This is a genomic window from Sulfitobacter profundi, assembly GCF_042661425.1.
Lineage (GTDB): Bacteria > Pseudomonadota > Alphaproteobacteria > Rhodobacterales > Rhodobacteraceae > Sulfitobacter > Sulfitobacter profundi.
Map to the genome: position 1 here is coordinate 593,133 of NZ_JBHSWA010000001.1, position 13,535 is coordinate 606,667.

The 13,535-nt window shown below is 60.9% G+C and carries 12 protein-coding genes and 2 pseudogenes; 9 read left to right on the forward strand and 5 right to left on the reverse strand.

Annotation, left to right across the window (positions count from 1 at the left end):
* Positions 1-28: 28 nt before the first annotated feature.
* From sdhD to ACFQAU_RS03245, 5 genes are all read right to left on the reverse strand, one after another.
* Entirely contained in the window at positions 29-400 is a 372-nt protein-coding gene (gene sdhD, locus ACFQAU_RS03225; protein ID WP_132446572.1) for a succinate dehydrogenase, hydrophobic membrane anchor protein, read from the reverse strand.
* An 11-nt stretch (positions 401-411) separates the two neighbouring features.
* Positions 412-795 carry a succinate dehydrogenase, cytochrome b556 subunit gene (gene sdhC / locus ACFQAU_RS03230; RefSeq protein WP_120350482.1) on the reverse strand — a complete coding sequence of 128 codons (384 nt, stop codon included), beginning with the start codon at positions 793-795 and terminating at the stop codon, positions 412-414.
* 253 nt (positions 796-1,048) lie between these two features.
* Positions 1,049-2,011 (reverse strand): malate dehydrogenase, encoded by a 963-nt coding sequence (gene mdh, locus ACFQAU_RS03235; RefSeq protein WP_132446570.1) that lies wholly within the window; start codon positions 2,009-2,011, stop codon positions 1,049-1,051.
* Between the two features lie 154 nt (positions 2,012-2,165).
* The gene (locus ACFQAU_RS03240; protein ID WP_132446568.1) at positions 2,166-3,251 is read right to left on the reverse strand and encodes a PRC-barrel domain-containing protein; all 1,086 of its coding nucleotides are present in this window, start codon (positions 3,249-3,251) and stop codon (positions 2,166-2,168) included.
* Between the two features lie 166 nt (positions 3,252-3,417).
* Positions 3,418-3,744, reverse strand: coding sequence for a hypothetical protein (locus ACFQAU_RS03245; protein ID WP_067940269.1), 327 nt, complete (start codon positions 3,742-3,744; stop codon positions 3,418-3,420).
* A gap of 302 nt (positions 3,745-4,046) precedes the next feature.
* Here ACFQAU_RS03245 and ACFQAU_RS03250 point away from each other — a divergent pair, with 302 nt between their 5' ends.
* From ACFQAU_RS03250 to ACFQAU_RS03290, 9 genes and pseudogenes are all read left to right on the forward strand, one after another.
* Positions 4,047-4,913 (forward strand): HpcH/HpaI aldolase/citrate lyase family protein, encoded by an 867-nt coding sequence (locus ACFQAU_RS03250; protein WP_132446566.1) that lies wholly within the window; start codon positions 4,047-4,049, stop codon positions 4,911-4,913.
* Complete coding sequence (locus ACFQAU_RS03255; RefSeq protein ID WP_120350479.1) at positions 4,910-5,467, forward strand: NnrU family protein; 558 nt, start codon at positions 4,910-4,912, stop codon at positions 5,465-5,467. Before ACFQAU_RS03250 ends, ACFQAU_RS03255 begins: the two co-directional genes overlap by 4 nt.
* A 13-nt stretch (positions 5,468-5,480) precedes the next feature.
* Entirely contained in the window at positions 5,481-5,684 is a 204-nt protein-coding gene (locus ACFQAU_RS03260; protein WP_067630476.1) for a DUF1737 domain-containing protein, read from the forward strand.
* Entirely contained in the window at positions 5,684-6,715 is a 1,032-nt protein-coding gene (locus tag ACFQAU_RS03265; RefSeq protein ID WP_132446564.1) for a MaoC family dehydratase, read from the forward strand. Before ACFQAU_RS03260 ends, ACFQAU_RS03265 begins: the two co-directional genes overlap by 1 nt.
* Before the next feature lie 223 nt (positions 6,716-6,938).
* Positions 6,939-8,132: an ADP-forming succinate--CoA ligase subunit beta gene (gene sucC / locus ACFQAU_RS03270; RefSeq protein ID WP_132446562.1), complete on the forward strand. Its 1,194-nt coding sequence runs from the start codon at positions 6,939-6,941 to the stop codon at positions 8,130-8,132.
* Positions 8,133-8,278: 146 nt separating this feature from the next.
* On the forward strand, positions 8,279-8,572 hold the full coding sequence (locus ACFQAU_RS03275; protein WP_067630494.1) for a hypothetical protein: 294 nt from the start codon (positions 8,279-8,281) through the stop codon (positions 8,570-8,572).
* A 73-nt stretch (positions 8,573-8,645) separates the two neighbouring features.
* Positions 8,646-9,332, forward strand: a complete 687-nt coding sequence (locus ACFQAU_RS03280) for a hypothetical protein (RefSeq protein ID WP_132446559.1) — start codon at positions 8,646-8,648, stop codon at positions 9,330-9,332.
* A 52-nt stretch (positions 9,333-9,384) separates the two neighbouring features.
* Positions 9,385-10,271: pseudogene (gene sucD, locus ACFQAU_RS03285) on the forward strand (succinate--CoA ligase subunit alpha).
* Between the two features lie 305 nt (positions 10,272-10,576).
* Positions 10,577-13,535 (forward strand): annotated as a pseudogene (locus ACFQAU_RS03290) (2-oxoglutarate dehydrogenase E1 component).

The window sequence follows — 13,535 nt, forward strand, 5'->3', positions numbered from 1 at the left end:
TAATCGGTCTCCCGTTTGGGCGTATTTATTACAGGGCGAGCTTGGCGATGGCGAAAACGCCGACCGCTGCTGCGCCGTAGCTGATGATGGTCATCACGATGAGGGCGACTTTGTTGGCGAGACCGTGGACATAATCCTCGATCAGCACCTGCACGCCATCATTGAAGTGTTTAAAGCCCACGATCAGCGTCAGCGCCGCCACGATGGCCGGGAAAGGCCGCGCGTAATAGGCGAGGATCTCTTCGTATGTGCCGCCAAGCGCGCTGCCAAAGGTGAAGACGAACAGCGGGATCAACACCAGCAGCGCCAGCGAAGAGACTTTCATCGCCCAGAAATGCGCGGTGCCGGTTTTCGCCGAGCCAAGGCCGCGGGCGCGTTTGCGATCTGTCATGTATGCCATGGTGTCGCTCCTCAAACGATAATGATGGTCAGGATGGTCAGCACGACCGACCCGATCAGTGCCGCGATGCCTAGCTTTTCAGCGGTCGGCACGTCGAGCATGCGGCCTGTGTCCCAGATCAGGTGTCGGATGCCGGCGAGCGTGTGATACCACAGACCCAAGAGCGACAGGGTGAACACCAGATCACCGAACCAGCTGGTCATGATCCCGTTCACGGTATCAAAATACTCAACCGACGTCGCCGCGGCGAGGAACCACCACACGATCAACAGCGCGGTGATCAACATCGCGTTGCCGGTGATCCGGGTGAGAATCGACGTCATAGAGGTCAATTGTGGGCGGTAGATCGTCAAATGCGGGGAAAGCGGGCGGTTACCCCGGTTCACATCGGCCATGGCGCGGTCCTTTGTCCTGTGCTTTGTCCTGTGCTTTGCATCTTGATAGCGGTTTTTACAGGACTGTCACGGGGAACTGCGGGGAATCTGCGAGGTTTGGCCAGTGTTTCGGTGGAAAAATGGCAGACTGATGTGGTCATGCCCACTTTTGTGATCACAGCAGATTATCGTGTGATCACAAATTCTGCATCTCCCCGGAACGAAAAAGCGCGCCCCGTGAGGGACGCGCTTTCCAATTGATATGCTCTGGCGCTTACGCGAGGCTCTCGTCGATGCCTTTGCAGGCTTCGACCAGACCTTTGACCGCGTTGACGGAATTGTCGAACATGGTCTGTTCGTCTTTGTTCATCGAAATCTCGACCACGCGCTCAATACCACCGGCACCGATCACTGTAGGCACGCCCACATAGAAGCCATTCAAGCCGTAGGCACCGTCAACATAAGCGGCGCAAGGAAGCACGCGCTTTTGGTCTTTCAGATAGCTTTCAGCCATCTCAATCGCCGATGTCGCAGGCGCGTAGAAGGCGGAACCTGTTTTTAGCAGGCCAACGATCTCGGCGCCACCATCACGGGTGCGCTGCACAATCGCGTCGAGCTTGTCTTGCGTGGTCCAGCCCATTTTTACCAGATCGGGCAGCGGGATGCCTGCAACGGTGGAGTAGCGCACCAGCGGCACCATTGTGTCGCCGTGGCCGCCCAGAACGAAGGCAGTGACGTCTTTCATCGAGACGTTGAACTCAGTCGCGAGGAAGTGACGGAAACGCGCGCTATCAAGCACGCCTGCCATGCCGCAAACCTTGTTGTGCGGCAGACCGGAGAATTCACGCAGCGCCCACACCATCGCGTCGAGCGGGTTGGTGATGCAGATCACGAAAGCGTCGGGGGCGTGTTTGGCAATGCCCTCGCCCACGGATTTCATAACCTTAAGGTTGATGCCCAGCAGGTCATCGCGGCTCATGCCCGGCTTGCGCGCAACCCCGGCGGTGACGATGCAGACGTCCGCGCCTGCGATATCCGCGTAATCTTGGGTGCCCGACATGGTGGCGTCGAACTTGCCCGAGGGGCCCGACGACGCGATATCGAGAGCTTTGCCCTCGGGTGTGCCCTCGGCAATGTCAAAAAGGACGACATCGCCCAATTCCTTCAACGCTGCGAGATGGGCGAGAGTGCCGCCGATTTGCCCCGCGCCAATAAGCGCGATCCTGGGTCTGGCCATGGTCATGTCTCCGACAGAGGTTTCATTTGCGCCGGAGATACCGAAATGCACGGTCCCGTGCAAGTTGCAGCATTGAACAGCGGCTAACCCCTGCCCTCGCCACGAAAAAGGCCGCCCCGTGGGGCGGCCAATTGCTGAAACTTAAGGCGAAATATTAGTCGCCTTGGTACTCAGGCTGCGATTCCAGACGCTCTTCGGTGCTGTCGATGTAGATACGTACATCATCACCTTCGACGTTTTTCAGAACCTGCAGTTCGTCAAATGTCACGGCCACTGGCTTTTCGCCTAGACCAAGGAAGCCGCCAACGTTGATGACAACACGGTCGATCTGGCCGTTGTCGCCGATCAGCAGCGTGTCGATCTCACCTACGGTTTCGTCATTGGCACCATAGACATAGGAGCCTTCGAGGTCGTCAGCGCTCATCTGTTGGATCATGTCCGCTTCGGCAGCGGCATAGCCTTCACGCTCAACTTCGGGGCGCGGCAGCAGTTCACGCTCAACAGTTTCGTCGCCGGTGATCACGGTGGTGTTGGCATCCGCTTCGTTGACAGCTTCTTCTGTCTCAGCTTCGGCGTTCTCCATCATGGTTTCGGCTTCTTGCTCCATTTCCTCGGATTCGGCCTCTACTTCGTTGGCCATCTCTTCGGTTTCGGCTTCAAGGTTCTCGGCCGCGTTCTCGGTGTCTTGAACCATTTCCTCGGTCTCGGCCTCTACTTCATTGGCCATTTCCTCGGTTTCGGTTTCGCCGTTGGTGACGACGGTGACGTTGTCGTCAGTCTCGGTCATCGCTTCGCCTTCCATCGCTTCGCCGTCCATCATGGGGCGTTCGAATTCAGGCGCTTGCTCCAGCATCTCTTTCGAGGTGTTCACAACGAGGAAACGGTCGCCGTCTTCGTCGTTCAGGATGCGAATCTTGTCCATGGAGATGGAAACGTCACGTTCGCCCAGCCCAAGGAAACCGCCGATGCCGAGGATAACGGCAGTCACTTCGCCGTCTTTCGACACGATGATGTCGTTGATCTCGCCGATGTCATCCCATTCCTGCTCTGCGCCATTGGCAACGGGGGTGGCCGCATCGACTTCGGCTTCAGAGTTGTAAATGCGCATGCCGATCAGGTCGGATGCAAGGAAGTCTGTTTGTTCAACAGCAACGTTGCCAAAGCCTTCGGAATGCGCTTCCGCAAAGGCTGCGCCGGTCATTGTCAGTACGATGGCCGTGGTGCTCAGAAAACGTTTCATTGTAGTACTCCTTCCAAAATTGAGCGTTAATTGCTCTTCTGGAACCACAACCCGGATGGCCCTATCCAGTTCCACTGCCACGCAAATAAATAGATCGCGCCACCTTGGCCCAGACACAGGAAAGGCGGCCAATGGCCGCCCGTGCATTCAGTCAATATCGCCCTTTTCAGGCGTCTTCGCCCTTGGCAGGCAATGCTTCGGCCAATGCCTCAAACCCCTGCCCCGAGGCGACCAGACAGGTGATCCCATTGACCCCGGTCACCGTGATCGTCCAGCTGCCCGTTTGATCCGACGCGAAAACCTCCATCACCGCGTTGTCGCCGCCCAGCCCCATCGACTGGCGCGTTTCCCCATAACCATCGGCCAGCCGCAGCATCACATGATCGCGCGGCGCGCAGTTGCGCGGGGTCTGCGCCTCTGTCGTCGTGGCCAGCACGATTGCAGAGGCGGCGGTGAGTGCCGCGAGGTGGATAAATTTAACAAAACCTGACATAGCATCTGCCTTTGCATCAAAAGGCGTGACCCTTGGGGATGACAATGCGCGTCTTTCGCACCGGCCCTTAGGCAGCCTTGGTTGAAATGACTGCATCCGCTTTGCAAAAGGGTGCGGCAGATGCGATGCGCAAAAGACTGCGCCTCAAGCCTGAAGGACTGGTTAATCTGCCGCCCGCAAAAACAGCGCAACGGGTTCGCTGCGTCGCGGCATGTTTTGCCTTGAAGTTTTCGCACAAAAATGCCCCTCTGTGCGCAACAATGTTAGGCGGCCAATGCGCCGCCCTGCCCGAGGAGCCTTACATGACCGCCACAACCCGCCCGCTGCGTTCCGTTCTCTACATCCCCGGCTCCAAGCCCCGCGCCCTCGACAAAGCGCGCGGATTGGCCTGCGACGCGGTGATCTTCGACCTCGAAGATGCCGTCTCCCCCGAGGAAAAGGTCGCCGCCCGCGAGACATTGGCCGAGGCGCTTGCCACAGGCGGCTACGGCGCGCGGATGCGGGTGGTGCGGATCAACGGGCTGGACACCGAATGGGGCGTCGATGACGCCCGTGCCGCCGCCGCGATGAAGCCCGACGCGATTCTCTTGCCCAAGGTCGGATCCCCCGCCGATCTCGAAGCGCTGACCGAGATTGTGGGCGACATCCCGCTCTGGGCGATGATGGAAACCCCCGGTGCCATGCTCAACGCCGCCGCTATCGCCGGACACCGCCAGTTGCAGGCCATGGTCATGGGCACCAATGATCTAGCGAAAGACCTGCAAACCCGCTTCCGCCCCGACCGCCTGCCGCTGATCACAGGGCTGGGCCTCTGCCTGCTGGCCGCCAAGGCGCATGGCGTGGCAATCATCGATGGGGTGTATAACGCCTTTAAGGACGACGACGGGCTGCAGTCCGAATGCCAACAGGGCCGTGACATGGGCTTTGACGGCAAAACGCTGATCCACCCCGCCCAGCTCGACATCGCCAACGCGGCCTTCACCCCGTCGGAAGACGAAGCCGCCCTCGCCCGCCGTCAGATCGACGCCTATGAAGAGGCACAGGCGGCGGGCCAAGGTGTGGCGGTCGTTGATGGCAAGATCGTGGAAAATCTCCATGTTGCCACCGCCCGCGAAACACTGGCAAAACTGGCGGCAATTGCAGCCATGAGCCCGGAGCCCTCGCCATGACAATCCTTATCCTCGGTCTGATCCTTTGGATCGGTGCCCATCTTTTCAAACGCCTGATGCCCGCCCAACGGGCGCAGATGGGCACCGCGGGCCGAGGCGCGGTGGCCGCCGCACTGGTCGTGGCGCTGGCCCTCATCATCTGGGGCTATCGCGCGGCGGAGTTCATGCCGGTCTGGAACCCGCCGAGTTTCCTGACGCACCTTAACAACCTTCTGATGCTGCTGGCCTTCTGGGTCTTCGGCTCAAGCGCCGCCAAGGGGGCCAAAGCGTGGCCCGCCTATAAGACCCGCCACCCGCAACTGCTGGCCGTGAAAATCTGGGCCACTGCACACCTACTGGTGAACGGTGATCTCGCCTCGATCCTGCTCTTCGGCACCATGCTGGGCTGGGCGGTGAGCGAAGTAATCCTCATCAACAGGGCCGAGCCGGGCTGGACGCCCCCGCCCCACGCAGGCCGCGCCACCTATATCCGTCTGATCGTGATCTCCACGATCCTCTTTGTCCTCGTCGCCGGCATTCACACTTGGCTCGGCGTTATTCCCTTCCCTCATTGACCCGGAGCCTTCCATGAAAGTTTACCGCTTCCTTTCCGAAGAAGACACGTCCGCCTTTTGCCACAAGGTCACCGACGCGCTGAACAAAGGCTGGGAGCTTTACGGCACCCCGACCCAGACATGGGACCACAAGGCCGGTGTCATGCGCTGCGGCCAAGCGGTGGTGAAAGACGCCCCCGGCACCTATTCGCCCGACACCAAACTGGGCGAGCAGTGATGAGCAAGACCAACCGCGGCCGCTTTTTCGAAGACTACCAACTGGGCGAGGTGCTGCATCACGCGGTGCCCCGCACCGTCGGCGCGGGCGAACGCGCGCTCTATCACGCGCTCTACCCCGCGCGGCACGCGCTTTATTCCGCCGATAGTTTCGCCCAGTCCTGCGGGCTGAAGGCCAGCCCGCTCGACGATATGATCGCCTTTCACATCGTTTTTGGGAAAACCGTGCCTGATGTCTCGCTCAATGCCGTGGCCAATCTGGGCTATGCCCAGGGCCGCTGGCTGCGGCCCGTCTGGCCCGGTGACACGCTGCGCGCGGAAAGCGAGGTCATCGGCCTCAAGCAAAACTCCAACGGCAAGACCGGCGTCGTCTGGGTCCGCACCACCGGATTGAACCAGCATGACGAAAAGGTGCTCGACTATGTCCGCTGGGTCATGGTCCGCAAAGGCGATATCGACGCCCCCGCGCCCGAGACGATCGTGCCCGATCTGCCCGACGCCCTGTCCGTGGATCAATTGCACATCCCGCAGGGCCTCGACTTCTCCAACTACGACTTCGCCCGCGCCGGGGAGCCGCACCGCTGGGGAGACTACGAGGTCGGCGAAAAGATCGACCACGTCGATGGCGTCACGATCGAAGAGGCCGAGCACATGATGGCCACGCGCCTGTGGCAGAACACGGCCAAAGTGCATTTCGACACCTCCGCCCGCCCGGATGGGTCGCGGCTGATCTATGGCGGTCACGTGATCTCAATGGCGCGGACGCTGTCCTTCAACGGGCTGGCCAATGCGCAGATGGTCGTGGGCCTCAACGGCGGGGCGCATGCCAACCCCTGCCTTGCCGGTGATACCATTCGCGCTTGGTCCGAAGTGCTCGACAAGGCCGAGACCTCAGCCCCCGGTGTTGGCGCTGTGCGTTTGCGGCTGGTCGCGACCAAAGGCGGCGCGCCGTTCGAACTGCGTGACGCGGCGGGCAAATACCGCCCCGAGGTTCTGCTTGACCTCGATTACTGGGCGCTCATGCCCCGCTAAAGCGCTGGCCCGCCCCTTTGGCCGGGCCAGCTATCCCCCGCAATACAAGCAAAAATCAGCCGATTCGGAGCCGTTGAGCGCATTTGTGATCACACGTATTTATCGTGTGATCACAAAACGCATTTTTAGCTGGTCAATCCCGGCTTTCTCCGAAAAAACCCTTACAGGAACGAAAGTCATCCCCATACTACGGGGCAACTGGAACAGAAACGGGACCGTTTTCATGAACATCCACGAATATCAGGCAAAAGCCCTCCTGCGCAGCTATGGCGCCCCTGTCTCCGACGGCCGCGTTGTGCTGAAGGCAGAAGATGCCAAGAACGCAGCCGGCGAAATGGACGGACCGCTTTGGGTTGTCAAAGCGCAGATCCACGCAGGCGGTCGCGGCAAAGGCAGCTTCAAAGAAGCCGCCGCTGGCGAAAAAGGCGGTGTGCGCCTTACCAAATCCGTGGAAGAAGCCGCTGAAGAAGCTAAAAAGATGCTGGGCAAAACGCTGGTCACGCACCAGACCGGCCCCGCAGGCAAGCAGGTCAACCGCATCTACATCGAAGACGGTTCCGACATTGAGCGCGAATTGTACCTCGCCCTGCTGGTTGACCGCCAGACCAGCCGCATCTCCTTTGTCTGCTCCACCGAAGGCGGCATGGACATCGAAGAGGTCGCCGAAGCGACACCCGAAAAAATCCTCAGCTTCTCTGTCGATCCGGCCACCGGCTACCAGCCCTACCACGGCCGCCGCGTTGCCTTTTCGCTGGGTCTTGAAGGCACAGCCGTCAAGCAGTGCGTCAAACTGATGGGTCAGCTTTACCAAGCCTTCGTCGACAAAGACATGGAGATGCTTGAGATCAACCCGCTGATCGTCATGCCCGGCAACGACCTGAAAGTGCTGGACGCGAAAGTCGGCTTTGACGGCAACGCCATGTACCGCCAGCCCGACATCGCCAACCTGCGCGACGAGACCGAGGAAGACTCGAAAGAACTCGAAGCCTCCAAGTATGACCTGAACTACATCGCGCTCGACGGTGAAATCGGCTGCATGGTGAACGGTGCGGGCCTTGCGATGGCGACGATGGACATCATAAAACTCTACGGTGCCGAGCCTGCCAACTTCCTCGACGTGGGCGGCGGTGCGACCAAAGAGAAAGTCACCGAAGCTTTCAAGATCATCACCTCCGACGAAAACGTCAAAGGCATCTTGGTCAACATCTTCGGCGGCATCATGCGCTGTGACGTCATCGCCGAGGGCGTTGTCGCTGCGGTGAAAGAAGTCGGTCTGAAAGTGCCGCTGGTTGTTCGCCTTGAGGGCACCAACGTCGAAGAAGGCAAAGCGATCATCAACAACTCCGGTCTTGATGTCATCGCCGCCGACGACCTGAAAGATGGCGCACAGAAGATCGTGAAAGCTGTCAAAGGCTAAACCCTCCCCGGCCATCCCCCCACGGCTTTCGCGCCGGTCGGGGGTGGCCGATATCACCGTTCTTGCCGCCCCCGTGCGGCAGGGGCAAATGCGACGACGCCGCGCCGCGCCCACCCAATGATGCCCCGATGAGCAATGAGGTCAGTATGGATCAATCTCCCAAATCCTCCCCCGTCTTGACGGGCATTGCGCTATTGGGGGCCGGCATTCTGATCCGGCAATGGCACCCCGACGCCCTGCGTCTGCCTGAGCCTGCCAACCATCACCGCCGCGACCGCGGCCTGCGGCGCGCCGCGCGCAAGTCGCGCAACGGGTTGGCGATGATCCTACCATCGAACCTCACCGGCTCCATTGGGCGCAGCCTGATGATCATGGGCGCGGGCCTGCTGACCCTGCGACTGCTGGATCTGCTGGCTGATCAAGATGAGCAGCTTTACTGATGCCTGTCCTGTCGTCCGCTCCCCTTATGCCCAAAGCGGCCAAGCGCGACCGCGCTGCGCTAAAGGTGGTTCTATGACGCGGGCGCTTTCCTCCTCTCTCACCGGCTGGTGGGTGATCCTCGCCCTTATTGTGGCTTTTGCCGTGCAGATGGTGGTCGTGAACGCCCTCCCGGTCGCCACGCAGACCACCCTGCTGGCCGAAGGCGGTTTTTACGAAAACCTTTCGGTCGTGGGCTACCTGCTCTGCATTGTGGCGCTGGTCTGGACGCTGCGCGGCGCGGTGCTGCGGGTCTGGTATCTGCCGCTGGTGCTGGCGGTCATGGCGGCGCGCGAATTGGACCTCGACAAAAGCCTCTTCTCTCGCGGTCTGTTCAAAGCCCGGCAATATACCGGTGAGGGCGTGCCACTGGCCGAACGGCTGATCGCAGCGCTGATCCTTGCGTCGATCGTCACCGCGATTTTCCTCATGCTCTGGCGTCACGCTCGGCCCTATCTCTCGGCCCTCTGGCACGGCCGTGCATGGGCCGGGGCCGTCCTGATGGGGATCGGTTTCACCGTCGCTTACAAACTGCTCGACGGCATCGCCCGCAAACTCGCCCCCTTAGGGATCGAGATTTCCGCCGATGCCGAACGCACCGCTTTCGTCGTCGAGGAGATCGGGGAGCTTGGCATCCCGGTCATGTTCCTCGCCGCCATCCTGCTGTGGCCCGGCCCTTCGCCTGCCACGGCGCATCCCACCAACCGGGCGCACCGCGTCTGACGCCCCCGGGGCCCGCCCCCGGGATTAAATATCACCGACCAAGGAAGAAATCATGGCCGTACTAGTCAACGAAAACACCAAAGTCATCTGTCAGGGTCTGACCGGCTCGCAGGGGACGTTCCACACCGAACAGGCCATCGCCTATGGCACCAAGATGGTCGGCGGCGTGACACCCGGCAAAGGCGGTCAGACGCACCTCGACCTGCCCGTGTTCAACTCCGTGCACGAAGCCAAGCACGTGACCGAGGCGAACGCCTCCGTGATCTACGTCCCGCCCCCTTCGCGGCAGATTCGATCCTTGAGGCGATCGACGCCGAGATGGAGCTGATCGTCTGCATCACCGAAGGCATTCCGGTGCTTGACATGGCCCGCGTCGCCCGCGCGCTCGAAGGCTCCAAGTCGCGCCTGATCGGCCCCAACTGCCCTGGTGTGATCACGCCTGACGCCTGTAAAATCGGCATCATGCCGGGCCACATCCACCGCCGCGGCTCCGTCGGCGTTGTCTCGCGCTCGGGCACGCTGACTTATGAGGCGGTCAAGCAGACCACCGACATGGGCCTTGGCCAATCCTCTGCCGTGGGCATCGGCGGCGACCCGATCAAAGGGACCGAGCATATCGACGTGCTGGAAATGTTCCTTGCCGACCCCGAGACCCAGTCGATCATCATGATCGGTGAAATCGGCGGCTCCGCCGAAGAGGAAGCGGCGCAGTTCTTGGCCGACGAAAAGAAGAAAGGCCGCTGGAAGCCCACCGCTGGCTTCATCGCGGGCCGCACGGCCCCTCCCGGCCGCCGCATGGGCCACGCAGGCGCAATTGTCGCCGGTGGTAAAGGCGACGCGGAGAGCAAGATCGAAGCGATGAAAGAAGCCGGTATCGTTGTGGCAGACAGCCCCGCGACACTGGGCGAAGCGGTCAAAGAAGCGATCGACAAGGGCTGATGCCCGCCGGGCGGGCCTTGGCCCGCCCATTGACCCACTCTGCAAAGCACTACGTTTTGCGGGGTCTTGAAAAGAACCACCCGGCGCCGCCCGCTTGCGAAGGAGGGTAAGATGCACATTCAGACCGCGCTCACTCCCTCCCGCCCCCGCGTGGCGCTGGCCCTTGGGCAAACGCCCGAACCGGCGGCCTTGGCTGACCTTGTGACCCCGCCCTCAATACCTATGGCCCCCCGCCCCGGGCCTGACTATAGACCGACCCTGATTCTGACCCTGTCCCGTCTGCCCCGCCGAACAAAGGTGACCCAATGACCGACCAACCCGCCAACGAACAGTTCCACGCCTCTTCCTTCATGGAAGGCGAAAACGCGGAATATCTTGAGGCGATGTACGCCCGCTATGCCAACGACCCCAACACGGTCGACGAGGCATGGCAGACGTTTTTCGCGGCGATGGGCGATGACGCCGAAACCGCACAGGCCGAGGCCGCTGGCCCCTCTTGGGCGCGGCCCGATTGGCCCCCGCCCCCAGAGCGAGGTGATGGGCGCGCTGACCGGCGTCTGGCCCGAACCGACCGAAGCAAAAGCCGCTGGCGACAAGATCAAGAAAAAGGCCGAGGAAAAGGGCGTTGCCGTCTCGGATGACCAAATCCGCGCCGCCGTGCTCGACAGCATCCGCGCGCTCATGCTGATCCGCGCCTACCGCATCCGTGGGCACCTCGCCGCGCAACTCGACCCCTTGGGCATGCGCGACATGGGCAACCAGCCCGAGCTTGACCCGAAATCCTACGGTTTCACCGATGCCGACATGGACCGCCCGATCTTTATCGACAACGTGCTGGGCCTCGAAGTCGCGACAATGAAGCAGATCGTCGGCATCGTCCGCTCGACCTACTGTGGCACCTTCGCGCTGCAATACATGCATATCTCCGACCCCGAGCAGGCCGGTTGGTTGAAAGAGCGGATCGAGGGCTACGGCAAGGAAATCGCCTTTACCAAGGAAGGCCGCAAGGCGATCCTGAGCAAATTGGTCGAAGCCGAGGGCTTTGAGAAGTTCCTCCATGTCAAATACATGGGCACCAAACGCTTCGGTCTTGATGGCGGCGAAAGCCTTGTTCCCGCGATGGAGCAGATCATCAAACGCGGCGGCCAGTTGGGCGTCAAGGACATCGTCATCGGCATGCCGCACCGGGGCCGCCTCTCGGTGCTGGCCAATGTGATGCAAAAGCCCTACCGGGCGATCTTCAACGAATTCCAAGGCGGCAGCTTTAAGCCTGACGATGTGGATGGTTCGGGCGATGTGAAATACCACCTCGGCGCCTCGTCGGACCGTGAGTTTGATGGCAATTCTGTCCACCTGTCGCTGACCGCGAACCCCAGCCACCTCGAAGCGGTGAACCCCGTGGTTTTGGGCAAGGTCCGCGCCAAGCAGGACCAGCTGAACGACAAGGACCGCACCGCCGTCATGCCGATCCTGCTGCACGGCGATGCGGCCTTTGCTGGCCAAGGCGTCGTGGCGGAATGTTTCGCGCTTTCGGGCCTCAAGGGTCACAAGACTGGCGGCACCATGCATATCGTGGTGAACAACCAAATCGGCTTCACCACCGCGCCGCATTTCTCGCGCTCCTCGCCCTACCCCACTGACAACGCGCTGGTGGTTGAGGCGCCGATCTTCCACGTCAACGGCGACGACCCCGAAGCGGTCGTGCACGCCGCCCGCGTGGCCACCGAGTTCCGTCAGAAGTTCCACAAAGACGTGGTCATCGACATCTTCTGCTACCGCCGCTTTGGTCACAACGAAGGCGACGAGCCGATGTTCACCAACCCGGTGATGTACAAGAGCGTCAAGAAACAGAAAACCACGCTCAGCCTTTATACCCAACGTCTGGTGGCCGACGGTCTGATCCCCGAGGGTGAGATCGAAGACATGAAGACCGCTTTCCAGAACCATCTGGGAGATGAGTTCGAGGCCGGTAAGGACTATCGCCCGAACAAGGCCGACTGGCTGGACGGCAAGTGGTCCGGCATGGACAAAAAGAACAAGTCCTACCAGCGCGGTAAAACCGCCATCGCGCCCGAGACGCTGCAAGACGTCGGCAAGGCGATCACCACCGCGCCGGACAAATTCCCGCTGCACAAGACCATCGGGCGTCTGCTCGAAGCGAAAAAGCAGATGTTCGAAAGCGGTGAGGGCTTTGACTGGGCCACGGCTGAGGCGATGGCCTTCGGTTCCTTGCTGACCGAAGGCTACAAAGTGCGCCTCTCGGGTCAGGACAGCACGCGCGGCACGTTCAGCCAGCGTCACTCCGCTTTCGTGAACCAAGACAACGAAGACCGCTACTATCCGCTGAACCACATCCGCGAAGGTCAGGCCGAGTATGAAGTCATCGACTCCATGCTCAGCGAATACGCGGTGCTGGGCTTTGAATATGGCTACTCGCTGGCCGAGCCGAATGCGCTGACGCTCTGGGAAGCGCAGTTTGGCGACTTCGCCAATGGCGCGCAGATCATGTTTGATCAGTTCATCTCAAGCGGTGAAAGCAAATGGCTGCGCATGTCCGGCCTCGTTTGCCTGATGCCGCATGGCTATGAGGGTCAGGGGCCTGAGCACTCCTCTGCCCGTCTGGAGCGTTTCCTGACCATGTGCGGCGGCGACAACTGGATCGTGGCGAACTGCACCACGCCCGCCAACTACTTCCACATCCTGCGCCGCCAGCTGCACCGCAGCTACCGCAAGCCGCTGATGTTGATGACGCCCAAGTCGCTGCTGCGCCACAAGCTGGCCGTCAGCAAGGCCGAGGATTTCACCACCGGCTCCAGCTTCCACCGGGTGCTCTGGGATGACGCCGAGAAAGGCAATTCCGACACCAAACTGCTGGCAGATGACAAGATCAAGCGCGTCGTGATGTGCTCGGGCAAGGTTTATTACGACCTGCTGGAAGAGCGCGACGCCCGTGGCATCGACGATGTCTACATCCTGCGGTTCGAACAATTCTACCCCTTCCCCGCGCAATCCGCGGTCAGAGAGTTGGAGCGTTTCAAAGGGGCCGAGATGATCTGGTGTCAGGAAGAGCCCAAGAACCAAGGTGCATGGTCCTTCATCGAGCCCAACATCGAATGGGTTCTGGGCCGCATCGACGCCAAACACGGCCGCGCCTCCTATGTGGGCCGCGCCACTTCGGCCTCGCCCGCGACGGGTCTGGCCAGCCAGCACAAAGCACAACAAGCCGCCCTCGTCGACGAGGCGCTGACCATCAAAGGAAACTAA